We start from the raw sequence: 24,169 nt of genomic DNA on the forward strand, positions 1-24,169 counted from the left end.
CTCTCGCACAGCCCCTCTCCCCTTCGCACAGCCCCCTCCCCCTTGCACAGAAACGGCTCCGCCATGTCCCGTGTCCCCCAAGGTCCGTCGCGTCGGCTCCTCCTCGCCGGTGCCCTGGCCGCCGTGTCCGCTGCCGCCACCGGTTGCTCCGCGGACAGTCAGGCGTCGGCGTCCGGTGGCTCCAAGCAGCTGCGCATCGGCTACTTCGCCTTCCCCAGCGGCGACTTGATCGTGAAGAACAGAAAGCTGCTGGAGAAGGCGCTGCCGGATCACCGGATCAGCTGGATCAAGTTCGACTCCGGCGCCAGTGTCAACCAGGCCTTCATCGGCAAGTCCCTCGACATCGCCGCGCTGGGCTCCAGCCCGTTCGCCCGCGGGGTGTCCGGCGGCTCGCCCATCCCGTACAAGGTCGCGTGGATCCTCGATGTCGCGGGCGAGAACGAGGCCCTGATAGCGCGCAAGGCCACCGGCGTCTCCGATGTCGCCGGGCTCAAGGGCAGGAAGGTGGCCACTCCGTTCGCGTCCACCTCGCACTACAGCCTGCTGGCCGCCCTGGAGACGGCAGGTCTCAAGCCTTCCGACGTCGAGCTCATCGACCTGCAGCCGCAGCCGATCCTCGCCGCCTGGCAGCGGGGCGACATCGATGCCGCCTATGTCTGGCTGCCGACGCTGGACGAGCTGCGCACGACCGGCACCCAGCTCACCAGCAGCAAGGAGATCGGCGCGGCGGGCAAACCCACCCTCGACCTGGCCGTCGTGTCGGACGACCTGATCGCCAGGGACCCGCAGGCGATCGTCGCCTGGCGCAAGGCGGAGGCGGAGGCGCTGCGCCTGATCAGGTCGGACCCCGACGGCACGGTCAAGGCCGTCTCGGCCGAACTCGGCATCAGTGCGGCGGATGCCGAGGCGCAGCTCGCGCAGGGCGTGTTCCTCACCCCGGAGCAGGTGCTCTCCCCCGACTGGCTGGGCACCGACGGCACCCCCGGAAAGCTGCTCACCTATGTCACCGACACCGGTCGGTTCCTGGCCGACCAGAAGCAGATCGACGCCGCACCGTCCGAAGCCGACGTCCGCAAGGCGTTCTACCTCAAGGGGCTGTCCGATGTCCTCAAGTGAGCTCGCCGAGGCCACGGCAGAGGTGGCCGGCACGCGCGCCGGATCCGTCCGTCTCGACCAGGTCACCCATCGGTACGGCCGGGGCGGCGAGGCCTTCACCGCCGTCGGGCCGGTCGATCTGACGGTGCCGGCCGGGGAGTTCCTGGTGCTGGTGGGCGCCTCCGGCTGCGGCAAGAGCACCCTGCTCCGGTTGATCGCCGGGTTCGAGCGGCCCACTCAGGGCTCGGTGCGGATCTCCGGTGCCGAGCCGCGGCCCGGCGACACGGCCGGCGTGGTGTTCCAGACGCCGCGGCTGTTCCCGTGGCGGACCGTGCGGGGCAACATCGACCTGGCGCTGCGGTACGCGGGCCTGGACCGCGCCGAATGGCCGGCGCGGCGGGCGGAGTTGCTGGCGCGGGTCGGTCTTGAGGGCACGGAGCGGCGGCGCGTCTGGGAGATCTCCGGCGGCCAGCAGCAACGCGTCGCCATCGCCCGCGCCCTCGCCGCCGAGAACCCGCTCCTCCTGCTCGACGAGCCGTTCGCGGCGCTGGACGCGCTGACCCGGGAGCGGCTCCAGGAGGACGTGCGCCGGGTGACCGACCGGACCGGACGGACCACGGTGTTCGTGACGCACTCGGCGGAGGAGGCGGTGTTCCTCGGCTCCCGCATCGTGGTGCTGACCAGGAGCCCGGGAACCGTCGCCCTGGACCTGCCCATCACCCTGCCGCGTGGCGACGTGGACGCCGAGGAGCTGCGCGGCTCCCGCGAGTTCGCCGAGCTGCGCGCGCGGGTCTCCCACACCGTCAAGGCCGCCGCAGCGGCCTGATCCCCCCTCAGGAAAGGACACACAGGTGAGCATCCTCAGCGAGCGGCCCGCCGTGGCGAAGCTGCCGATCACCGAACTCGGCCCGCACTTCGGTGCCGAGATCCACGGCGTGGACCTCGCCCGCCTCGACGACGAACAGGTTCTCGCGGTCCGCGCGGCACTCGTGGCGTACAAGGTGCTCTTCGTGCGCGGTCAGCACGGCCTCGACGACGCCGCGCAGATCGAGTTCGGCAGACGCCTCGGCGAGGTCACCGTCGGGCATCCGGTCCACGACTCCGGTGCCGTGGCTCCCGAGGTGTACTCCCTGGACAGCCAGGACAACGGGTTCGCCGACGTGTGGCACACGGACGTGACGTTCGTACGACGGCCGCCCGCGATCTCCGTTCTGCGGGCGGTGGTACTGCCGCCGACCGGCGGTGACACCAACTGGGCCGACAGCCAGCTCGCCTACGAGTCGCTGTCGCCGGGCCTGCGGGCGCATGTCGACACGCTCACCGCCGTCCACGACGGCAGCCGCGAGTTCGGCTACTACCTCGCCCAGCGGCGTCAGGGCCGCGGAAACCTCTGGGAGGGCGAGGTGTTCACCGAACTGAAGCCGGTGGAGCACCCGGTGGTGCGGGTGCATCCCGAGAGCGGCCGCAAGGGCCTGTTCGTGAATCCCGGCTTCACCTCGCACATCGTGGGCGTCTCGGAGCACGAGAGCCGGGGGATCCTCGACATCCTCTACGCCCATCTCACCAAGCCCGAGCACGTCGTACGGCACCGCTGGCAGCCGGGTGACGTCGCCCTGTGGGACAACCGCAGCACGGCCCACTACGCCAACCGCGACTACGGCGACCAACATCGCGTCATGCACCGCATCACCCTGCGCGGGGACGCTCCGGTCGGCCCGGCGGCCGCTGCCCGCTGACAGCCGGGGTGCCCGCACGGACCTGCTTCCGGGCCACCGCGCCCGGAAGCAGGCGTGCTCCGGTCACTCGCAGAAGGCGGTGTCCACCGCTGACAGGACTGCCTCCGCTGACCTGTCGGCGTCCCCGAAAGTCCCTGGAAGCGCGGTCACCGCCAGCCCCACTGAACGGCCGTCATCCGTCGCTCCGCCACGCGTCTCGAACCCGTCGATGTCCCCGCCGTGGCCCCAGTACACGCCACCACAGCTCAACGGGATGCTGAAGACACCGAGCCCGTAGCGCCAGCCCGGGAACAGCGGGGCGTTCACCGTCTCGCGCATCTCGGCCAGCTGTTCAGGGGGCAGCAATCTGCCGTCCAGCAGCGCCCGGGCGAACTTCGCCAGATCACTCGGCGTCGAGATCAGCTGACCGGCGGCTCCGCCCCACGACGGATCCATCCTTGTCGCGTCGACGATCTCACCCGTTTCGGAATTTCCGACGGTGTAGCCATGCGGGTGCGGTTCCCGGATGCTCTCATCGCCCGGCTGCGGCCAGTAGGTGTGCCGCAAGCCGGCCTTCCTGATGACGCGTTGGTCTATCTGCTCCTGCACCGGGCGCCCGGATACACGCTCGATGAGAAGGCCCGCCAACAGGTAATTGGTGTTGCTGTACTCCCACTTGGTGCCGGGGGCGAAAACCGCCGGACGAGCCAGGGCCGCGGCGAGCAAGTCGTGCGGCTGGAAGAACTTGTGCTGTACGTTCCGGAAATTCTCCAACCCGATGTGTTCGGTGTAGTTGGGAAGCCCGCTGGTGTGCTGCAACAACTGACGGACAGTGATCTCGCGGCCATCGATGCCCTTGCCGCGTACCAGGTTGGGCAGATAGCGCTCGATGGACGCGTCCAGATCGACCTTCCCCTCGGCCACCATCTGAAGGACCACCACCGCGGTGAAGCTCTTGGTGTTACTGCCTGCGCGGACATAGCCGTCATGCGGGACCGGAACCTGCTTTCCCAGCCGGGCGGAACCGGCGACCAGAGACGTCGTTCGCCCGTCCTTGCTCACCCACGCGAGTGCGCCCGGGAACCTTTCGTCCCTCACCAGCGAGTGGAGACTTTCCTGTAACGCCAGGTCCTTCGACGAATCCGCCACCGCCACATGGGTAACGGCAGTACCCATCAGGCCGGCCGCAGTCAAGGCCAATAGATTCTTCCGCAGCTTCGTCCGGGTGGCCCTCTGCATCGATACTCCCTCTCCGTCCAGATCAACACGTGAAACGATGCCTGGATACGGCACGGAGGGCAGTCGTGCTGCCCTCCGCATCCCGGGTGTATGTGGGACCACTCTGTCGGCGGCGGTCGTGCGCGGCCTGGGTGTAATGCCGGCCGCGGACACCTCGCCGCGAATCAGGGCTACGACGCGGGGTGTACGTTGCGCGCCGTGAAGGCGTACGTCCCCGATGGAACGCGGTAGACGGCCCGGTCGCCGTCGACGCGCTGGAACTGCGCGCCCTCGGGGGTCGCGTGCACGGTGCGGTCACCCGTCGGCACGCGTACCTCGGCCGTGGTGTTCGGGGGAATCTCGACCGTGAGCCGGAAGGTGCCCTTGTCGAGGGTCCATTCCGTTGCCGCCCTGCCGTACGGGGTCTGGTAGCTCCCTTCGACGTGGTCGAGGTCGCCGACGACGCGTGGATCGATCACCAGGTCGCGGTAGCCGACGGAGCCGGGGGCCTGCCGGATGCCGGCCAGGCCGCTGTGGAACCACTCCTCGATCTGCAGCAGGATCATGTGGTTCTTCGAGGCGCCGATGTCCCACTTCTCGGGGATGGTCGTCAGGCCGCCGGGGTTCGCCGTGGTCGGTGCCATGAAGAAGCCGTAGCTGGGCCGGGTGTCTTCCTGGAGCACGTCCCACAGCACGTCGTCGCGGCCACCGGCCGTCAGAGCGCGCACGGTCGGAGCGAGTCCTATGGTGCCGCCGCTGAAGTGTGGCCCACCGCCGAACGGCTGGAAGCCGTGGATCAGCTCGACGAGTGCGTCGAGGACCCGCTGGCGCTCGCCTTCGGGGACCAGCCCTTCGTCGAGCGCGAGGGCCTGGGCGGCCTGGGTCGCGCCGGTGGTGCCCGCGTCGCCCTGGCTGGTGTAGCGGCCGAGCGCGGAGTTGTAGAACGCGGTGTTGAAGGCCTCCTTGATGGCGGCCGCGAGGTCGCGGTACTCGCGCGCGTCCGCGTCCCGTCCCAACAGGGCGGCCATCCTCGCCATCCGGTCGGCGACCTGGTGGTACCCCCAGGTCCCGGTGATACGGCCGGAAGTGGGTTCGGCCGCGATCCAGTCCGCCAGCGCGACGTCGACGGTGTGGGCGTCGGCGCCCGTGCCCGCCTTCCTGGTCCTGATGTAGTTCACGAACGCCTGCATCTGGGGGTAGTACCGGGCCATCGTCGAGGTGTCGCCGTAGGTCTCGTACAGGAACCAGGGCGCCAGGACGATTCCGTTGCCCCAGTTGATCTCGTCGCCGAACCGGCCGAGGTAGCCCCAGTCGTACACCGGCGCCTTGAGCGCGACGTTGCCGATGTTGTCGCCGGCCTTGGACTGGCCCTCCGCCAGGTGGCGCTGCATGGTGCGCAGGTAGGCGGCGTAGCCGAAGTTGCGGTGCAGGGAGGCGAAGGGCTGTAGGTAGTCCGCGGGGTACGCGAGCTTCTCCCGTCCGGGGCAGTCGGTGAACGTCGACATCGTGTTGCTCATGATCGAGTAGCGGGACATGCGGTGGACGCGGTTGACCCGGTCGTCGGAGGTCCGGAGGTGGCCGGCCACCGGGGTGTCCGCGTGCAGCTGCAGACCCGTGATCATCTCGGTCGTCGGCCGGTAGTCCTCCGGCAGGCCGGTCACCTGGACCCACTGCATGCCGAAGTAGTGGAAACGGGGCTGCCAGCGCTCGCCGTCAGGGTCGCCGTGGGTGGTGTACGAGGCGAAGACGTCGGTGCCCCGGCGTCCGCCGCCGCCCATGATGGACGCCTGGTCGACGGTGCCGTCGGCGGCCAGCGACTCGGCCGGGAGCATCTTGATCGTCGTACCGGCCGGCACACCGCCGTCGACGCTGAGCTGCGGCCAGCCCGCGAAGGCCTGACCGAAGTCGAACACCCACACGCCCGGCCGGGGCTGTGTCACGCCGACCGGACGGATCCGGTCCATGACCTTCACGGGCTCGCCCGCCCGCCAGACGAGATCGGTCGTCAGGTTGGGAGGCGGGGCGATACCCGCGTCGAGCCACCCGACGGGCGAGCCGTCGCGGCGCTTCGCGGTCGCGCCGAGGTCGGCGCCGGGAGCGGTCCATCCGGGCTGCTCGCGGCGGGAGTCGTAGTCGGAGCCCGAGTACCAGTTGGCGGTCGTCGTCGCGCCGAGCGCCGCCCGCCACGTCCGGTCGCTGACGATCGACTCGGTGGAGCCGTCGGCTCTCGTGATCTCCAGCCGGGCGATCAGGCGGGGCGTCACGGCGGCGCCGGCGCTCGGATCCGTACTGGCGAGGGAGTTACCGGATCCGGTGACCTCGGCGTCCGCCGCGTGGGCCGCGTTCAGAGGCGGCTCGAATCCGATACCCGTACCCTCCGGGCCCTCGGTGCCGATCGCGGTGATCGTACGGGACTCCAGCCGCTCACCGCCGTCGCCCGCATCGACGTTGATCGTGCCGCCGACGTGGTAGCCGGTCACGCTGCTCACCTTGACGGCGCCGTCCCCGGCGGCGGCCGGTGCGGCCAGTGTCCCGCTGCCCTTGAACTGGCTCTCCCACCAGCTGTACGGGGCCGTGCGACCGGTCGCCGGGTTGGTGACCGAGCGTGTGACCAGGGCGGTTCCGTGGCCCAGTTCGACGCCCAGGGTGTTGGCTCCGGGGCGGATCAGGTGCGTCACGTCATGGACGCGGTACTCCGTGGAGAGCTGGTAGTTGGAGTTGCCGGGCGCGAGCACCTCGTCGGTCACGGCCTTGCCGTTGAGCATGGCGTGGTGGAGGCCGACCCCCGACAGGTACAGGCGGGCCTTGGTCACCCCCGCCGCCTTCCGCCGGCCCGCCGTGAACGCACGCGCGAAGACCGGCAGCGGATCCCCGACGTCCCGGCCGGGATGCTCGATCCACTGGGCCGTGCCCCAGTCGCCACGCTTGAGCAGTCCCATCTCCCATGAGGCGGGACGGCTCCAGTCCGTCACGTCACCGTGTGTGCTCCAGACCCTGACCTGCCACACGACCGACTGACGGGAGCGCAGCGCATCCCCGCCCCAGGGAATGTCGGTCTGCGCGTCCGAGCGGACTTTGCCGGAGTCCCACAGGTACCGACCGCCGGCCAGTTCGCGGGTGCTGCGTGCCGCCCGGATCCGGTACGCGGCCTGTCGCCATCCAGCCGGAGCATGGGTGACGTGCCAGCTCAGCCGGGGCGTCGGGTCGTCGACGCCGAGCGGCTCGTCGCTGCGGCCGTTGACGGCGAGGTGCTCGACCGTCGCTCGACGGGGTCCGGCAGCGGCGGCCGGGTCGGCGGTCGCGAGGGGCAGCGCCAATCCGGCCGTACCTGCTACGACGGTCCCGATGACTTGCCTGCGGCTCAGGTCACCGTGCTGCTCTGCGGACATGCCTCACTCCTCGATGGCTGTAGCGGGGGTCGCGGTCAGACGGGCTGCGGTCGCTCCGGCAGCGGTCACGAACCGGCCTTGTATTCGGTGTCCATGTCGCGGAGGAGTTCGCGGGGCGTCGACTGCCCGCTGAAGATCTCCTGGAGGCCGCTGAGCATGGTCTGCTGCACCTTGGCGTTGGGCCACAGCTGGTCCATGAACGGCACCGTGCGGTCTCCCTCGATGAACGTGGACAGTTCGGTCAGGGACGGGTCGACCTCATGGCCCGTGTCGGGCAGGGAGGGCAGACTTCCCTGCTTCTTGACGAAGAGGTTCATGCCCTCGGGCGACATCACGAAGTTCACGAACTTCAGGGCCAGTTCAGGGTTCTTCGCCTTGGCGTTGACGCCGTAACCGGCCCCGGCGGCGGCCGGGATGAGGGTCTGGGACGGGTCGTCGGTCGCCGGCAACGCCTTGAAGGTGAAGGTGCCCTTGGGGTTCTTGCCCTTGAGAAGGGCGATCACCCAGTTGCCCTGGACGATGCCGAGGGTCTTGCCGGTGGCGGCGAGTTGCTGACTGGCCTCGTAGTTGGTGCCCAACGGGTTCTTCTGGAAGCAGCCCGTCTTCTCCATCGTCAGGTACTTGTCCAGAGCGGTCGTCCACGGTGACTTCGCGAACGTGGCCTGTCCCGCCTGCATCTTCTGGTCGAAGTCGCGATCGGAGCCGTACACGGTCGTGGCGACCCAGGGCGTACTGCACCAACTGGGTCACCCAGTTGTCCTGGTTGCCCAAGGCGAAGGCCGGAGTGCCCTTGGCCTTCGCGTCCCGGCAGAACGCGAGCAGTTCGGTCCAGGTCTCCGGCGGTTTGAGTCCGGCCTTCGCCATGGCCTGCTCGTTGTAGACCGCGCCGATGCCGTTCTGCCCGAAGACGGCGTTGTACGTCTTCCCCTCGTACTGGGCCACGCTTTTGACCGCGTCCGGCAGCTTCGCCGCCCAGGCCTGGTCGGAGAGGTCACGCAGATAGCCCGGCTTGGCGAGGACATAGGTGGCGCCGGGGTTGCCGTCGCCCGGCCACACCGACATCACATCGGGTGCGGTGCCCGAGGCCAGCTGGGTGCGGATCTGCTGCTGGTACTGGTCCGCGCCGCTGGTGGTGTAGCGGACCTTGACACCCGGGTTGGCCTTCTCGAACGCCTTGACGACATCCTCGACCGACCCCTGGTCGATCGAGGCGAGCGTCAGCGTCTTCGAGCCGCCCCCCGAGCCCCCGGCTTCGGTGCCGCCGCTGCAGCCGGCGGCGGCAAGGAGCACGACGGTCGTCAGAGAGGCGACGACGGCCGGGACGGTGCGTGTGTTCATGATCTCTCCTTGGAGGAGGCGGCTTGGCGGACGGTGCGGGTCATCCCTTCAGCCCGCCCGCGAAGCCGTTGATGATGCTGCGCTGCAGCAGGAAGTAGACGATCAGGACCGGCAGGATGCTGATCACGAGCGCGGCGAAGATGAGGTTCCAGTCGGTGACGTACTGACCGACGAAGCCGGCGATGGCGACCGGCATGGTCTGCTGGGCGCTGCCGCTCAGATACAGCAGCGGGGTGAAGAAGTCGTTCCACACGGTCACCGTGTTGAGCACCAACGCCGTGACCGTGATGGGCTTCAGCATCGGCAGCACCACTCGCCGGAAGGCCTGCAGTGGTGTGCAGCCGTCGATCAGGGCCGCGTCCTCGAAGTCCCTGGGCAGGGCGCGCAGGAAGCCGACGTACAGGAAGACGGTGAACGGCACCTGCAGTCCGGAGTAGAAGAGGACCAACGCCCAGGGGGTGCCGAGCAGGCCGAGGTCGCGCAGGGTCTGGTAGAGCGGAAGCGAGGCGAGCTGGAAGGGCAGCAGCAGTCCGAGGAGGACGAGCAGGTAGGTGCCGCGTGACCAGCGGGCCGTGACGCGGGCCAGCGGATAGGCCGCCAGCGAGGAGATGGCCAGCACGACGACGACGCTGCAGACCGTCACCAGCACGCTGTTGGCCAACGCGCCGCCCAGCGAACCCTGTTGCCAGGCCTGGGTGAAGTTGTCCAGAGTCGGCGAGCTGGTCGGCCGGATCGGTGAGGAGGAGTCCGAGGACGGCCGTACGGCCAGGTTGACCAGGACGTACAGCGGGAAGGCCACGAACAGGGCGGCGGCGATCATCGCCAGTTCCAGGGCGAACGTGCGGCGGCGGTAGCGGATCATGACGCGGCCTTCTCGTTGCGGGAGAGCAGCAGGTACTGCCCCGTGGAGGCGACCGCCACGATGATGGTCAGGACGACCGCGAGGGCGATGCTGTAGCCGAACTCGCCGAGGGTGAACGCGTCCTTGTAGATCAGCGTGGAGATCGTGTCGGTCGCGTGCCCGGGCCCTCCGCCCGTCAGCGCGTACACCTGGTCGAAGAGCTTGATGCCGCCGATGATCGACAGCATCAGGTTGATCGTGAGGGCGGGGGCCAGCAGCGGGCGGGTCACCGACCAGAAGCGTCGGACCGGGCCCGCGCCGTCCATCTCCGCGGACTCGTGGATCTCCTTGGGAACCGACTGGAGCCCGGCCAGGAAGATCACCATGGAGTATCCGGCGTACTGCCACACGACGACTCCGACGACGGTCCAAAGGGCGAGGTCGGGATCTCCCAGCCAGTCCTGTTCCCAACCGTCCAGTCCGACCGCGCCCAGCAGACTGTTCACGGCGCCGTCCGGGCCGAGCAGGTTGCGCCACAGGTAGGCGGTCACGATCGGGGTGACCACCGCCGGGGCGAACAGGAACACCCTGAGCAGGTTCCGGGACTTGATGGCCGAGTTGACGCCGAGGGCCAGGACCAGCCCCACGGCGTTCTGCACGATCGTGATCGCCACGGCGATCAGCAGGGTGTGCCAGACGGCCTGCCTCGCGTCGGCATCGCTCAGCATGGCGGAGAAGTTGTCCAGGCCGACGAAGGAGAAGTCGGGGTTCAGTCCGTCCCAGTCGGTGAACGCGTAGTACACGCCGCGGACACTCGGCACCAGTACGACGAAGGCGAACAGCAGCAGGGCCGGCAGCACGAACCACCAGGGCGGCGCGTTGCGCGCACGACGGACACGCGTCACGGGAGCCGGAACCGGGGCGCGGCCGCGGTCCGCAAGCCGGTCGTGTGGAGCGAGGGTCACAGGCGGACCTACTTCCTTGAAACGTTTCACGCAGTCGCCGACTCGAGAACGGTCGGCTTGACGTCATGAGAGGGCGGTGCCATGTGCCGGGTGTCGGCGGGCACCGGGGCGACGTCCGGCGTCGGCCTGCCGTCGCCGGATGCGGTTTTGGGTAACGTTTCCCATCGGGTGCTGCCAGACCCTAGAGAGCCACCACCGTGACGTCAAGATGTCGGGCAAGCTGGGAGATTGTTACGTCGTCCGGGCGGCCGAGGCCTCGACGAGTGCTGGGCCGGGGGGCACCCACCTACCCTCGCCGCACAGTTCACTCCTACACTCCCCGATAACGTTCCCCATCATCGGAGGGCACCGGATGGAGCCGCCAGCACCGCAGCGCCGTGTCACCATCGTCGATGTCGCACGGCACGCCCAGGTGTCCACCACCGCCGTCTCGAAGGTGCTGCGCAACGCCTACGGAGCCAGCCCCGAGATGCGCGCGAAGGTGCGCCGGGCGATCGACGAACTGGGATACCGGCCCAACGCGGCCGCACGCGGCCTGCGCGGCCAGACGTACACCATCGGTGTGATGCTGCCCGACATCCGCAACCCGTTCTTCCCCGAGATCCTCGACGGCATCACCGACCATCTCGCGGAGACCGACTACCAGGTCTTCCTCGGGCCCGGCGGCTGCAACGACGAGAAGGCGGAAGCGCGTGTCACGGACGCCATGATCGACCGCGGGATGGACGGCATCATCCTGATCGCACCCGTGTCGTCGCGCGCCCGCCTCGAACGCATCGCCTCCGCCGTACCGGCCGTGGTCGTCGGCCGCCACGGGCATTCCACGGTGTACGACACCGTGACGGACGACGACGTGGCGGGCGCGGCCATGCTCGTGGGTCATCTCGTCGACCTCGGCCACCGCCGGATCGCCCACATCGAGCACCACGAGACCGACCCGACACGCATCGCGGAGATGCCCAACGCCCAGCGCGCGGACGGCTATCGGCATGCCATGCGGTCCCTCGGTCTCGCGGAGGAGATCGACATCGTCTCCACCACTTACACCCAAGAGGGCGGATACGAGGGCGCGAAGCAACTGCTCGCCCGCCCGCGCCGGCCGACTGCCGTCTTCGCCGGCGCGGACATCGTCGCCATGGGGGTGCTGGAGGCCCTGACCGAGGCCGGGCTGTCCGTTCCCGGTGACATCTCGGTGGCAGGCTACGACAACACGACCTTCGCCTCCTTCGGCCCGATCTCCCTCACCAGCGTCGACCAGGCCGGCCACGAGATCGGCGGGAACGCGGCGCGACTCCTCCTGGAGCGGATCGCCGACCGTCGGAAGGCACCGGTACAGGTCAAGCTCTCACCCACTCTGGTGCCGCGGCGGACCACGGCTCCCCCTCCGGCGTAGACCTGCGACACCGGGGCGAGGAGCGCGGCGGCGGTCGCTCCGAGTCCGCCTACGCCGTTTCTCCCAGGAGTCGGCGCAGCCAGCGCAGCTTGGCCGCCCGGGCATCCACGGAGAGGGCGGCTTCGGGTACCAGGCTGTCGAACCCGTGGAAGCCGCCCGGCCACACATGCAGCTCGGCGATGCCGCCCGCCTGCCAGATGCGGCTGGCGTAGGCGACGTCCTCGTCGCGGAAGGTCTCCGCCGAGCCCACGTCGATGAACGCCGGGGGAAGCCCGGACAGGTCGTCCGCGCGAGCGGGCGCGGCATAGGGCGAGACGTCCGCCGTGCCACGCGCCTCGCCCAGCAGCGCGCCCCATCCGGTCTCGTTGGACGTGCGGTCGAACACGCCCAGGCCCGCCATCTGGTGGGCGGACGGGGTGTCGTTACGGTCGTCCAGCATCGGACACATCAGCATCTGCCCGATGGCGCGCGGGCCGCCCCGGTCGCGGGCCAGCAGCGCGACCGCCGCGGCGAGGCCGCCGCCCGCGCTGCCGCCCACCAGGATGACGCGGTCCGGATCGCCGCCGATCTCCTTCGCGTGCTCGGCCGTCCACAGCAGGCCCGCGTAGCAGTCCTCCACCGGAGCGGGGTGCGGATGCTCGGGCGCGAGCCGATACTCGACGGACACCACGACCAGTCCCAGTTCCTCGGCCCAGTCGAGGGGCACCCCCAGCCGATGGGTGCCGGTCACCATGCCGCCGCCGTGGATGTTGTAGACGATCGGGCGTGGCTCGGTCACGCCGGTGGGCCGGCAGATCAACAGCGCGACTTCCGGCGCGCCCGGTGGCCCCGGAACCGTCCGCTCCTCGACCTCGAAGAGACCGTCACCGGCCAGCTCCTCGTTCGTCGGAAGCGGCGGCATGCCGGTCGGCAACTGCCGCCCGGCCGGGATCATGTCCGGGGTGATCGTCGGCGGCAGCCACTCGTTGATCGCGTCGAGACGCGCGGCGATCTCCGGATCGAAGGGCGGCGGAGTCATGACCATCGGGGTCTCCTGGTGGTGGATGCGCGGCTGAGTGGAAGCGGCGTGCGCGTTCGCGGACAGGGGCGGTGGGGCGATCTGTGATCGGCTGGGGGAAGGACGGAAGCTGTGCGGTGCTGAGCCCGTACGGCGGTCCGCTTCGGTGGACCGCATGGGCAGGCCAGCTCGACAGTCGCAACCTGTGCCGTGCGGAACCGGTACGCCGGACCGGCTCGGCGGGCTTCGCGGAGTCGCCACGGGGAGCCCGCTCCACGACCGACCGTACGGAGGACCAGTCACCGCCGTCGACCTGCGTGGGGGCCGACCACACGGCTGTCTTCCTGGGTGTGGCGAATGCGGCCGTCCCGGGTGTCGTCGGCTCGGGTCGGGCGGCCGTGGGGTGCCGGTGGGGGAAGTCGCCCTGCCACACGTTCATCCGGGGACGGCCGCCCGGCTCGAGTCGGCGTGGATCGTCAGCACGGGCGGGGGGGGGTGTTGGGGGGGGGGGGGGGGGGGGGGGGGGGGGGGGGGGGGGCCCCCCCCCCCCCCGCCCCCCGACCCCCCCCCCCCCCCGCCCCCCCGCCCCCCCGGCCGCCCCCCCCCCCACGGCCCTTCAGCGGCCCAGCCACGCCTTGACCTTGTCGGGGTTCGCCTCGACCCACTTCTTCGCCGCCGCCTCCGGTGTCATTTTGTCCACCGCGATGTACTTGGCGACGGTGTTCTGGTCGCTGTTGGTCCACTTGAATTTCTTCACCAGGTCGTACGCCGGGCTGTCGGACTTCGCGAACCGGGTGCTGACGATCTTGTCGAGGTCGAACACGGGGTAGTCGCAGGCGACCTTGGCCGGGTCCGCGTCGCAGCCTGCCGTGTGCTTCGGCAGCTCGATGTGGACGAGCGGCACCTCCGAGAAGAACCACTGCGGCTCGTAGAAGTAGCCGATCATCCACTTCTTGTTCTTCTCGGCGTCCCGGAACGCCTGGATCAGCGCGGTCTCGCTGCCCGCGTACACCACCTTGAAGTCCAACTTCAGGTTCTTCACCAGGGACTCGTCGTTGGTCTGGTACGACGGGTCGCCGTCGAGGAGCTGGCCCTTGCCGCCCGATTCGGAGGTCTTGAACCTGGCGGCGTACTTGTTGAGGTTCTTCCAGTCGGTGATGTCCGGGTGCTGCTTGGCGATCCACGGGGGGATGTACCAGCCGATGACGCCCTTGTTGCCGGTCGAGCCGAGGTTGACGGCGGTCTTCTGCTCGGTGATGTACTTCTTCTTCAGGTCGTCGTGGCCCCAGTTCTCCACGATGGCGTCGACCTCGCCCGTCTCGAACCCCTGCCAGCCGATCTCCGCCTTCAGGTCCTTCTTGACGACCTTGCAGCCGAGTTCCTTCTCCGCGACGTGGGCGACGACCGCCGCGTCGGCCTCGTAGCCCACCCACGGGTTGACCGCGAGGTTGAAGGTGCCGCACTTGCCCGAACCGTCGCCGCCCGCCGCGGCGTCGTCGCCGACCTTCGCCCCGCCGCAGGCGGTCAGGGTGAGACCGAGTACGGCCATCCCCGCCGCGCCGCGACGCCGGTGTCCTGCTCGCTTTGCCATGGTCCTGCTCCTTATAGGGGTCACGTCATGTCCAGGGCGCACCGGAAGCCCACGTTCCCGGTGGCCGAGTCCGGGAAGAGGCCCTGCCGCGCGGCGACCCGGTAGCGGCGGCAGTAGGAGGCATGGCAGAGGTAGGAGCCGCCCTTGGCCACGCGCTCCCCGCCACCCGAGGAGAAGGGGGCCTCGTCACCCGGGGAGAAGGGGTCCTCGCACCATTCCCAGACATTGCCGGTGGCGTTGTGGAGGCCGAAGGCGTTGGGCTCGTAGGCGTCGACCGGGCAGGTGCCGTACCAGCCGTCGGCCGTGGGGTGCCGGTGGGGGAAGTCGCCCTGCCACACGTTCATCCGGGGACGGCCGCCCGGCTCGAACTCGTCGCCCCAGGGGAACACCTTCGCGTGCAGCCCTCCTCGGGCGGCGCGTTCCCATTCCGCCTCGGTGGGCAGACGTTTGCCGGCCCAGGCGCAGTAGGCGCGGGCGTCGTCCCAGTCGACGTGGACGACCGGATGGTCCGCCCGGTCCTCCCAGGTGGAGTGCGGTCCGTCGGGGCGGCGCCAGTCGGCGCCCTCGACCTGTCGCCACCAGGGCGCGGCCGCCACGGCACGGGTGGGCGGGAAGTCGTCCGGGAGCAACCCGGCGAAGACGAACGACCATCCGATGCGCTCGGCGGAGGTGCGGTACCCGGTGTCGGCGGCGAACCGCGCGAACTGCGCGTTGGACACCGCGCAGGCGTCGATCCAGAAGGCGTCGACGTACACCGTGCGCACCGGGCCCTCCCCGTCGGCCGGGTAGGCGTGCATGTCCTCGCTGCCCATGAGGAACTCACCCGCGGGGACGGCCACCATGCCGTCGGGTGTCGCCCGGCGAACGGCGGCCGGTGCAGGCTCCACCCGGTCCACGCCCCGACCGCCGGACGGTGCGCAGCAGCTCACTGGGCCCCCATGACGCGCCGGTGCAGTCCGCCGTCGTACTCGGACGACTCGGCGCTGCGGTCGTCCAGGTCGATGCGCACCGTGTGGATCGTCCCGGTGAACTCGTTGTCGAGCACCGGGTAGTCGTCGGTCACCGGTGTGCCCAGGTCCACTCCGACGTCGAGTGTCTCGTCGAAGGAGAAGTAGTACGGGATCGTCCGCTCGACCCGTCCGGTCGCGTGCTTCTCACCGTCCACCAGGAGCACGGCCGTCCCGCCCTTGCCGAGTCCTGCGCCGTCGTAGTCGAACTCGAGCCGGATCTCGTACCGCCCGGGTGCCAGGGGTTCGCCGCCGCGCACGGTGTACAGGTCCATCCCGAAGTAGTTGTAGGCGTAGGCCGGCCTGCCCTCGGTGAAGTACAGGGACCAGCCGCCGAATCGGCCGCCCTGCGCGATGATCACGCCCTCGGCCGCCGCCCGGGGCAGCTCGATGTCGGCCGTGATGCTGTGCGAGCGGTTCTTGACGTTGAGTGTGGTCTCCTCGGTGAACCGCCGCATGCCCGCGCGGTAGGTGACGGAGGTGCGGTCTCCGAGCAGATCGATACGGCCTGCCATGGCCGGGTTCTCCCGCTCGGTGACGCGGTCGTCCAGGGGGAAGACCTGGTACTTCGCCGCTTCGATCAGGAACAGGTCCTGCAACCGGCGCAGTTTCGCCGGGTGTTCGGCGGCGAGGTCGTGCGCCTGGCTCCAGTCCGTGTTCAGGTCGTAGAGCTCCCAGACGTCGTCGGCAAACCTGCGATCCCCCTCCGGCACCATCTCCCAGGGGATGCCGTGCCGGGTGACCGCCATCCAGCCGTCGTGGTAGATGCCACGGTTGCCGCACATCTCGAAATACTGGGTACGGCGGTGCTCGGGGGCCCGGGGATCAGCGAGCGTGGGCCGCATGCTCGTGCCTTCGATCGGCTGCTGCGGCACACCGTCCACGCTGAACGGCGCCGGGACTCCCGCGCAGTCCAGGATGGTCGGCAGGACGTCGATCACGTGCGAGAACTGGTGCCGGAGTCCGCCGCGCTCGGCGACCCCGCGCGGCCAGTGCAGGATCATGCCGTCCCGGGTGCCGCCGAAGTGCGAGGCGACCTGCTTGGTCCACTGGTAGGGGGTGTTCAGCGCCAGGGCCCAGCCCGCCGGGGCGATGGGGTAGCTGAGCGGACCGCCGATCTCGTCGATGTGGTCGATCATCTCGTCGGGGTCGTCCACGATGCCGTGCCCGAGCCGGTGCTCGACGATCGTCCCTTCGATGCCGCCCTCGCCCGAGGCGCCGTTGTCGCCCAGGATGTAGAGGAAGAGCGTGTTGTCGAGTTCGCCGAGTTCCTCCAGCGCGGCGACGAGCCTGCCGACCTGGACGTCTGCGTGTTCGGTGAAGGCGGCGAACGTCTCCATGAACCGGGCCGACAACCGGCGCTGGTTGTCGGTGAGTTCGTCCCAGTGGGGCACGCCCTCGGCCCAGGTCGCGAGTTCGGTCTCCGGGGGTACGACGCCGAGTTCCTTCTGCCGCTCAAGGGTCACCTCGCGCTGCCGGTCCCAGCCGTGGTCGAAGCGTCCGCGGTACTTCTCCTGCCATTCCCGGCCGACGTGCAGCGGCGCGTGCGCGGCACCGAGCGCGAGGTAGGTGAAGAAGGGCCGGTCCGGGGTCAGTGTGCGCTGGGTGCGCACCCAGTCGACGGCGTGGTCGACGAGGTCCTCGGAGAGGTGGTAGCCGTCCTCGGGCCGGCGGTCCGGCTCGACGGGCGTGGTGCCTTGGTACAGCAGGGGGTACCAGTGGTTCATCTCGGCGCCCATGAAGCCGTAGAAGGTGTCGAACCCCTCCCCCGTCGGCCAGCGGTCGAACGGCCCGACCGCGCTGATCTCCCGTGGCGGGGTCTGGTGCCACTTGCCGAAGGCGGCCGTGCTGTAGCCGTTGCATTGCAGGATCTGCGCCATGGTCGCCGCGCTGCGCGGCCGGAACCCGTTGTACCCGGGGGCCGCGGTGGTCATCTCGGTGGTGCCGCCCATGCCGACCGAGTGGTGGTTGCGCCCGGTCAGCAGGGCCTGCCGGGTCGGCGAGCACAGGGCTGTCACGTGAAAGCGGGTGTAGCGCAGGCCGTGGTCCGCGAGCCGCTCGGCGGCCGGCATCTCGCACGGTCCGCCGAAGGCGCTGGACGTACCGAATCCGAGGTCGTCGACCAGCACGATCACCACGTTGGGTGCGCCCTCGGGAGGCGGGACCGGGCCGACGGGGGTGAAGGCGGTCTCCTGGTCGTGGACGTCCATCGCGGTCGTCAGGGGCCGGCGGGTGTCGGGCCGCGGAAGTATGTGCCGTCCGCCCTCGAACTCAGTCATGCACTTCTCCGATTCGGTGCCCGGCAAGAAATTTGACACGCTCTTGTCGCGGCCGAATTTCCGCTGTAACACAACGAGCTCTCCACCAACTCGCCCTCAGCAGAACCGAAATACCGCTGGCCTGCGACGCGATCAAAGTGTCAGTCGCCCACGAACCCCGTCAACAAGGTGCGTTGAATTCCCGCGAACCGGTTTTGAATGAAGGGCATAGAAATCATCTATACCCGCAGCGATATCAGTCCTGGGCGGGTGCGGACGCCAGGTCCACGAACGCCTGGGCGGCCGGTGACAGCGGCCCCGACCGCCACACCAGTCGGCCGTGGCGCAGCAGCCGCGGCCGGTGGGACAGCATCCGCGCGCCGCGCAGCGCCGCGTCCCGGGCCATGGAGGCGGGCAGCAGGGAGGCGCCCACACCGGAGAGGACCAGCGGCACTATCATCGCGCGGTGCGCGGTCTCCACCGCGATCCGCGGTACGACGCCCAGCGCGGTGCACAAGTCGTCCACCGCCGCCCGGGTCTCGGTGCCCGGCGGCGTCACGATCAGGTCCAGCGCGGCCAGTTCACGCGAGGTGATGGTCTCGCCCGCCGGGTGCGGGTGATCGGCCGGCAGCACCACGTGCATCTCCTGCTCCGGCAGGTCGATCCCGCGGAGGTCCGCCGTGCTCACCGAGGCGTCCACCAGGCCGAGTTCGCACTGCCCGGCCGCGACCATCTGCGCCACCGCCGGGCCCTGCTCCGGATCGACCACGCGTACGGAGACTTTCGGATGCAGGCGATGAAACCGCCCCAGCAGCTCGGCCAGCGGATCGACCGAGAGGGTCGTCTGGGAGACGATGTCGAGACGGCCACCGCTGAGCCCGAGGACCTCCCGGACCAGCGAACGGGCCGTGGACAGGTCACGCAGTACCTGCCGCGCCGGCTGGACCAGGGCCTCGCCCGCCGCCGTGAGGGCGACGCCGTGCGGGAGGCGGTGAAAGAGTTTTCCGCCGCATTCCCGCTCCAGGATACGAATCGCATGCGACAGCGACGGTTGCGCGACATGGAGCGCAATGGCAGCGGCCGTGAATCCGCCGTGCTCGACCACAGCGATGAAGTATTCCAGCTGGCGTCGTTCCATCGGGTCTCCGCGCATCCCAGGGCCGTGGCACGCCCCGTTCGCGCAAGTGACGGGAACAGTTACTGCTGGCCGAGCCGTCTCGGTGAGCCTTCGCGGGAAGTATCACACGCTCACTCGTGCGGCTTCGCCTCCCGCATTCAGGGTGCGGCCGAGAAGGGGCAGCAGGCGGTCCCAGTGAAGCTGCGCCGCGGCGGGGTTGAAGGCATCGGTGTCGGACATGGTGAAACCGTGGGCGGTGTCGGGGTAGATCTCCGAGGTGTAGCCGACGCCCGCCGCGTCCAGGGCCTGGTTGAGCTCGCCGAGGGCCTCGGGCGTCAAGTCGCTCTCGGCGTGGCCGAAGTGGACCTCGGCGGTGAGCCTGGAGAGGCTGTCGGGTCCGTCGACGCCCACCGGCCCGTGGAACGCGGCGAGGGCGGCTACCTTCCCGGGGTGGGCCGCGGCGGTGCGCGTCGCCAGGAGGCCGCCGATGCAGTAGCCGGTCACCGCGACCGGTCCGGCGCTGACCTCGGGCTGAGCGGTGAGGAACTTGAGATAGGCGTCGGCGTCGCTCAGGACACGTTCTGTGGTGTGCGCCTCGATCAAGGGCATCAGCTGGGCGAAGACGGCGGGCCGGTCCTCTTCTCCGATGTGTTCGGGAAGTTCGATGACCGGTGCCGGGCCGTGCCGGTAGAAGAGGTTGGGGACGATCACGTAGTACCCGTGCCCGGCCAGTTCGCGGGCCATGTCCCGCAGCACGGGCCGGATCCCGAAGCCGTCCGCGTACATCAGCACCCCTGGGTGCCGCCCGCCACCGTCGGGGAAGGCGGCGAGCGCGTCGGCCTGTCCGTCCGCGGTGGGGATCTGCAGCATCTTGGTGGGCATGAACTCTCCTGTCGTGGTTGATGTGTCGAGCCTGTGATCAACACGACGGAGGCGGAGCCCGCGCACCGGCCCAAGACCCTCGATCCCACAGCGGGCCGACAGCGGCCCGTACGGCGCTCAGGAGAGCACCGGGTCACCAATCCGTGTGTGGCGCGATGCCGTCCCGGTAGTCATGGCTGCACAACGTAGTCCACGACCCCCTCCAGGACAACGCGGTGCACGTCGGCGGTCAGCAACAGCCGCACGTGTCCGCCTCGGTGCCGTCGGCCGGTACCGCTGCGACGGTGGGCGCGCAGCAGCCCTTGCCCTGCCAGGCGTCGCGGCCTTCTTTGACGGCGATGGCGGCGATGACGAGGGCGGCGACGGGGTCGGCCCAGGACCAGCCGAGGGTCGCGTTGAGGACCAGTCCGACGAGGAGGACGGCGGACAGGTACGTGCACAGCAGGGTCTGCTTGGAGTCGGCGACGGCGGAGGCCGAGCCGAGTTCGCGACCGGCTCGGCGCTGGGCGGCTGACAGGAACGGCATGATCGCCAGGGAGAGGGCGGCGATGACGATGCCGGGGACCGATCGCTCCGCTTCGCCGGTGCCGATGCCTGTGAGCGCGCGGACGGCGTCGACGGTGACGTACGCGGCGAGTGCGAAGAAGGAGACGGCGATGATCCGCAGGGTGCGCTGTTCGCGTGCTTCGCGGACGGCGTGGTCGCGGGCCGAGAACTGCCAGGCGACCGCGGCGGCCGAGGAGACCTCGATGAGCGAGTCGAGGCCGAAGCCGATCAGCGCGGTGGACGAGGCGAGCGCGCCCGCGGTGAGGGCGACGACCGCCTCGATGACGTTGTAGGTGATGGTGGCCGCGACCAGCAGCCGTATGCGTCTGGCGAGTGCCTCGCGGCGAGCCGAGGGGAGGCCGAGGGACATGGACATCTCGGCGGTCATGGTCAGCAGCAGCCCTTCGTGTCGGCGTCCGGGCAGGTGCGGTCGGTCTCGACGGCGACCACGGCGGTGCGCAGGTCGTCCAGCGCGGCGCCGAGGCGTTCGTCGGCGAGCTCGTAGAGGGTGCGGCGGCCGTCGGGGACGGTGACGACCAGGCCGCAGTCGCGCAGGCAGGCCAGGTGGTTCGACAGCCGCGTGCGGGAGACGCCCAGCGCGTCGGCGAGGTCGGCCGGGTAGGCGGGGGCCTGGCGCAGGGCGAGCAGGATGCGGCAGCGGATCGGATCGGCGAGAGCGCGGCCGAACCGGGCCAGCACCTCGATGTCGGAGGCAACAGTCAGCACACCAAGACAGTACATGATATCCTGAATTCAGGAAATCATGGATCATCGAGATGCGCGCCTCGCCTTCAGAGAGCCAGAGATCCAGAGAGCCACCGTCACTGCTCGGAAGGAGCTAGTCGACCACGAGGCCTCCGGTGAGGTTGAGCTCCGAGGCTGTCATCGTTCGGGCCCAGTCGGATGCGGCGAAGACCGCGGCGTTGGCGACATCGTCGTAGTGCGGGCGCCCGGTCAGCAGCGCTCCTTCAGCGGCCCGGTTCTCCTCACCCGGCGCCGGAGAGCCGGGCGAGAGCAGCCAGACGACCCGCACGCCCTGCGGGCCGAGCTCTGCCGCGAGCTGCCGGCAGACACCGGCGAGGGCGGACCAGGCCATGTGGGAACCGCCCAGGTCGGGGATGGCCTCGCGGCCGCCGCCCATGACCAGAATGACGCCGCTACCCGCCCTGACCATGTGCCGCGCAGCCGCCGTGGCTGTGGTCAGTGTGGTCGTCACCGCCTTCGTGACCGGGCGGAGCACATCCGCCACGGCCATGTCGAGGAGCGGGGTCCCCTGTAGGTCGTCGTTGGACGTGGCGTTGAAGCAGATGTCGATTCCGCGGCTCTGCGCGGCCACCGTGTCGGCATGACGGTCGACGGCGTCGCGGTCCGTCGCGTCCAGTTCGGCGACATGCGCCGTTCCACCGTCGTCCCGGATGCGCCGCGCGACGTCTTCGAGCGGCGGAACCGTCCTTCCTGTGAGATGGACGACGGCGCCCTCACGTGCGAAGCCGCGGGCGACGGCTGCCCCTACCGCTCCGGAACCGCCATGGACGATCGCCGTCCTGTCAGCCAGCAACATGACTTTCTCCTCGTAACAGAGGCCGCTGATTATGCAGACTCGAGCGAAGGACAAAACTCATCGCACGCCGGCCGGCACCCGCGCCTCCAGGGAAGGGCTGCTGCCCAGGGAGGGCTGCTGCTCGCGGAAGATCATCTTCACCAGGTTCATGATGACGAAAGTCCACAGCGCCCGCCGTGGGCATCAGGCCCGCGGACGGCATCCGCGGTTCTGAGCACCAGGTCGTGATCACGTGTCAGCTGGGGCCGCAGCGTCAGTCCACCGTCTGGGCCCGCGCAGCGGACGGCCGGGAACACGCAGACGTCCCGGCGGTCGACCAGGTCGCCGGTCACCATCGCCAGGCGGATCTCCGGCCCGCCGTACGCGCTCAGGCCCAGATCCCACAGTGCCTCTCCCCCGGAATGGAGTTCCGCCACCACGTCGACCGGCAGGGTGACGTGGAAGCCGCCGTACTGATCAACGGGACAAGGGGCGTCGACGAGGTGCCCTCCGTTTCCCTGGATCCGGGCCATGAAGCGGTAGTGGTGCGCTCGCGCCGTCGATCCGTGGAGCGCACCCGTCAACCGGATCGCCTTGTCGTCGACTTCGACCGACGAAACCTCCGCGTGCGCCGGACGAAGCCAACTGCGTACAGCGAGCCCTCCCTCTTCCGTGGAGTACGGGATCCAGGTCCGCCCTCCGGCGTGCGCCGGCCGCAGGGCTGCGGGATCGAGCAGGCGCGCGGTCTCGACGAGCCCTGCCCGGACCGGCCGCGAGCTGCCGCCGCCCGTGCGGCCGAGGTACACGTCCCAATCGCCCTCGGCGAGTTCCCAGTGACGCTTGTCGAGGATCGCCCGCACGCGGTCGTCTCCGGCCGTGCCGGGCTGTTCGAGCAGCAGTCGCGGGGTGCCGGCGTCGGTCTCGTTCCGGGGTTTCAGGATCAGTTTCCGTCCACGTGGGGCCAGTTGGTCCGCCGGCGTCTCGAAGGCGAGCGAGCCTCCCGGCAGCACCCGGCAGCTGACCGTGACGGGCCGACCGAGTCGGACCATGCCCAGAGAGCGCGGCAGCGTTCGCCGCCGTGGGCCGGCGGCGGACTTCCATGGCCGACGGATGCCTGCCCTGCGCCCGAGGTCCGCGAACAGTGCCTCGTACTGCGCGGCGATGTGCTCGGGCCGGAAGCGCTCGGTGTTCCGCCGGGCCGCCGCGGCCATCCGCCCGCGCTCGGCCTCGTTCTCGATCAGCCGGCACAGGGCGTCGGCGAGCGCGTGCTCGACCGGGCCGTGGTCCGGGACCAGGAGGCCGTCCTCGCCGTGCGTGATGATCTCGCGCGGCGCGTGGTCGCAGTCGGTGCTGACCACCGGGAGCCCGCAGCTCATGGCCTCCACGACGGACATGCCGGACGGTTCGCCGCTGCTGGACACCACGGCGAGCGCGCCCTTGGCCCACTCCGGCTCCATGGGCGTGCGGGCGCCCATCAGCAGAACGTTGTTGTGCAGGCCGAGTTCCTCGATACGGCGACGCAGCCGCAGCCGCTCCCGACCGCGTCCGTAGATCCGCAGACTCCAGTCCGGGTGGACGGCCGCGACTTCGGCGAACGCGTCCACGAGCCGGTCGTGGCGCTTCACCGGTGTCAGCCGGCCGCCGGCCAGCACGATCCGGGAGTCGCCGGTGGAGGGCTCGACGTCCGGCGCGGGACAGCAGACGGGAATGCCCGTCACCCGCGTCCGCGCGCCGCGGAGCGCCGCGCGGTGGGCCCGTTCGTCGCCCTGGGACAGGGTGACGTAGGCGTCGAGGCGGGCTATAGCCGCGTCCAGGTCACTCAGCAGCGCGGCCCCGTGCGCGTCGCGGCCCGCGTGTTCCCGGCCGACGCGGAGGTAGTCGGTACGGCCGTGCTGGGCCAGGAAGCACACGAGGTACGGGCGCGTGGCGATCACCACGTCGGCGTCGGTGCTCCTCAGGTGTGCGGCAAGGCGTGTCTCGCCGAGCCGGCTCGGCGGTGTCCAGCCGGCATGGACGGGATCATGCGGGCACACGGTTCCTGGAGAACGCTGGTCCGCCGACTCGAACGCTGTCCGCCGGGCGTGGGGACGCAGGTCCACCAGCGTCCGCGTCCTCACCCCGTCCGCCGTCGCGAGGGGCGCCCGGTCGGCGGTCCGGTAGTAGGAGACGATCTCGACCTCGTGACGTGTCGCGAGTGCGGCGGCGAGGTTGTTCGTGGCCCGGGCCGTGCCGCCGACGGTGTAGGCGTTGTGGAGCAGGAAGGTGATCTTCACGGGT

General features: G+C 69.9%; 19 protein-coding genes and 1 pseudogene. 4 read left to right on the forward strand and 16 right to left on the reverse strand.

Annotated features, from left to right (window positions below):
• The first annotated feature begins 63 nt into the window (after nt 1-63).
• From L0P92_RS23710 to L0P92_RS23720, 3 genes are read left to right on the forward strand one after another with little or no spacing between them, the layout of a single operon-like run.
• Complete coding sequence (locus L0P92_RS23710) at nt 64-1,116, forward strand: taurine ABC transporter substrate-binding protein (RefSeq protein ID WP_234764856.1); 1,053 nt, start codon at nt 64-66, stop codon at nt 1,114-1,116.
• Nucleotides 1,103-1,921: an ABC transporter ATP-binding protein gene (locus tag L0P92_RS23715; protein WP_234764858.1), complete on the forward strand. Its 819-nt coding sequence runs from the start codon at nt 1,103-1,105 to the stop codon at nt 1,919-1,921. Before L0P92_RS23710 ends, L0P92_RS23715 begins: the two co-directional genes overlap by 14 nt.
• A gap of 25 nt (nt 1,922-1,946) precedes the next feature.
• Nucleotides 1,947-2,831 carry a TauD/TfdA dioxygenase family protein gene (locus L0P92_RS23720; protein WP_234764860.1) on the forward strand — a complete coding sequence of 295 codons (885 nt, stop codon included), beginning with the start codon at nt 1,947-1,949 and terminating at the stop codon, nt 2,829-2,831.
• A gap of 63 nt (nt 2,832-2,894) precedes the next feature.
• Here the strand turns inward: L0P92_RS23720 and L0P92_RS23725 are convergent, their stop codons facing one another.
• The 6 genes and pseudogenes from L0P92_RS23725 to L0P92_RS23745 all read right to left on the reverse strand — a co-directional run bounded on the left by L0P92_RS23725 (nt 2,895) and on the right by L0P92_RS23745 (nt 10,501).
• Nucleotides 2,895-4,049 (reverse strand): serine hydrolase domain-containing protein, encoded by a 1,155-nt coding sequence (locus L0P92_RS23725; protein WP_234764861.1) that lies wholly within the window; start codon nt 4,047-4,049, stop codon nt 2,895-2,897.
• Nucleotides 4,050-4,219: 170 nt separating this feature from the next.
• Entirely contained in the window at nt 4,220-7,417 is a 3,198-nt protein-coding gene (locus tag L0P92_RS23730; protein ID WP_234764863.1) for an alpha-L-rhamnosidase, read from the reverse strand.
• Nucleotides 7,418-7,482: 65 nt separating this feature from the next.
• Nucleotides 7,483-8,127 (reverse strand): extracellular solute-binding protein, encoded by a 645-nt coding sequence (locus L0P92_RS45265; protein ID WP_308289748.1) that lies wholly within the window; start codon nt 8,125-8,127, stop codon nt 7,483-7,485.
• 70 nt (nt 8,128-8,197) lie between these two features.
• Nucleotides 8,198-8,755: pseudogene (locus tag L0P92_RS45270) on the reverse strand (ABC transporter substrate-binding protein); the annotation flags it as partial.
• 40 nt (nt 8,756-8,795) lie between these two features.
• Entirely contained in the window at nt 8,796-9,617 is an 822-nt protein-coding gene (locus L0P92_RS23740) for a carbohydrate ABC transporter permease (RefSeq protein ID WP_234764865.1), read from the reverse strand.
• Nucleotides 9,614-10,501, reverse strand: coding sequence for a carbohydrate ABC transporter permease (locus L0P92_RS23745; RefSeq protein ID WP_234764866.1), 888 nt, complete (start codon nt 10,499-10,501; stop codon nt 9,614-9,616). The genes L0P92_RS23740 and L0P92_RS23745 overlap by 4 nt, the downstream gene beginning before the upstream one ends.
• Nucleotides 10,502-10,913: 412 nt before the next feature.
• Here L0P92_RS23745 and L0P92_RS23750 point away from each other — a divergent pair, with 412 nt between their 5' ends.
• Complete coding sequence (locus L0P92_RS23750; RefSeq protein ID WP_234764868.1) at nt 10,914-11,954, forward strand: LacI family DNA-binding transcriptional regulator; 1,041 nt, start codon at nt 10,914-10,916, stop codon at nt 11,952-11,954.
• A 49-nt stretch (nt 11,955-12,003) separates the two neighbouring features.
• Here L0P92_RS23750 and L0P92_RS23755 read toward each other — a convergent pair whose 3' ends face one another.
• The 10 genes from L0P92_RS23755 to L0P92_RS23800 all read right to left on the reverse strand — a co-directional run bounded on the left by L0P92_RS23755 (nt 12,004) and on the right by L0P92_RS23800 (nt 24,165).
• A complete protein-coding gene (locus L0P92_RS23755; RefSeq protein ID WP_234764870.1) occupies nt 12,004-12,978 on the reverse strand; it encodes an alpha/beta hydrolase in 975 nt (324 codons plus the stop codon).
• 589 nt (nt 12,979-13,567) lie between these two features.
• Entirely contained in the window at nt 13,568-14,542 is a 975-nt protein-coding gene (locus tag L0P92_RS23760; protein ID WP_234764871.1) for an ABC transporter substrate-binding protein, read from the reverse strand.
• Between the two features lie 20 nt (nt 14,543-14,562).
• Nucleotides 14,563-15,471 (reverse strand): formylglycine-generating enzyme family protein, encoded by a 909-nt coding sequence (locus L0P92_RS23765; protein WP_505016545.1) that lies wholly within the window; start codon nt 15,469-15,471, stop codon nt 14,563-14,565.
• Entirely contained in the window at nt 15,468-17,828 is a 2,361-nt protein-coding gene (locus L0P92_RS23770; RefSeq protein WP_234764874.1) for an arylsulfatase, read from the reverse strand. The genes L0P92_RS23765 and L0P92_RS23770 overlap by 4 nt, the downstream gene beginning before the upstream one ends.
• A gap of 235 nt (nt 17,829-18,063) precedes the next feature.
• Nucleotides 18,064-18,945 (reverse strand): LysR family transcriptional regulator, encoded by an 882-nt coding sequence (locus tag L0P92_RS23775; RefSeq protein WP_234764876.1) that lies wholly within the window; start codon nt 18,943-18,945, stop codon nt 18,064-18,066.
• Between the two features lie 102 nt (nt 18,946-19,047).
• Nucleotides 19,048-19,806, reverse strand: a complete 759-nt coding sequence (locus L0P92_RS23780) for a dienelactone hydrolase family protein (RefSeq protein WP_234764877.1) — start codon at nt 19,804-19,806, stop codon at nt 19,048-19,050.
• Nucleotides 19,807-20,035: 229 nt separating this feature from the next.
• The gene (locus L0P92_RS23785) at nt 20,036-20,740 is read right to left on the reverse strand and encodes a cation efflux transmembrane domain-containing protein (protein WP_234764879.1); all 705 of its coding nucleotides are present in this window, start codon (nt 20,738-20,740) and stop codon (nt 20,036-20,038) included.
• Between the two features lie 2 nt (nt 20,741-20,742).
• Nucleotides 20,743-21,078 (reverse strand): ArsR/SmtB family transcription factor, encoded by a 336-nt coding sequence (locus L0P92_RS23790; protein ID WP_234764881.1) that lies wholly within the window; start codon nt 21,076-21,078, stop codon nt 20,743-20,745.
• Nucleotides 21,079-21,190: 112 nt separating this feature from the next.
• Nucleotides 21,191-21,913: an SDR family NAD(P)-dependent oxidoreductase gene (locus tag L0P92_RS23795; protein ID WP_234764883.1), complete on the reverse strand. Its 723-nt coding sequence runs from the start codon at nt 21,911-21,913 to the stop codon at nt 21,191-21,193.
• A gap of 146 nt (nt 21,914-22,059) precedes the next feature.
• Nucleotides 22,060-24,165, reverse strand: coding sequence for a glycosyltransferase (locus L0P92_RS23800; protein ID WP_234764885.1), 2,106 nt, complete (start codon nt 24,163-24,165; stop codon nt 22,060-22,062).
• Between the last annotated feature and the right edge of the window lie 4 nt (nt 24,166-24,169).

The organism is Streptomyces muensis (assembly GCF_021474425.1).
GTDB classification, from domain to species: Bacteria; Actinomycetota; Actinomycetes; order Streptomycetales; family Streptomycetaceae; genus Streptomyces; species Streptomyces muensis.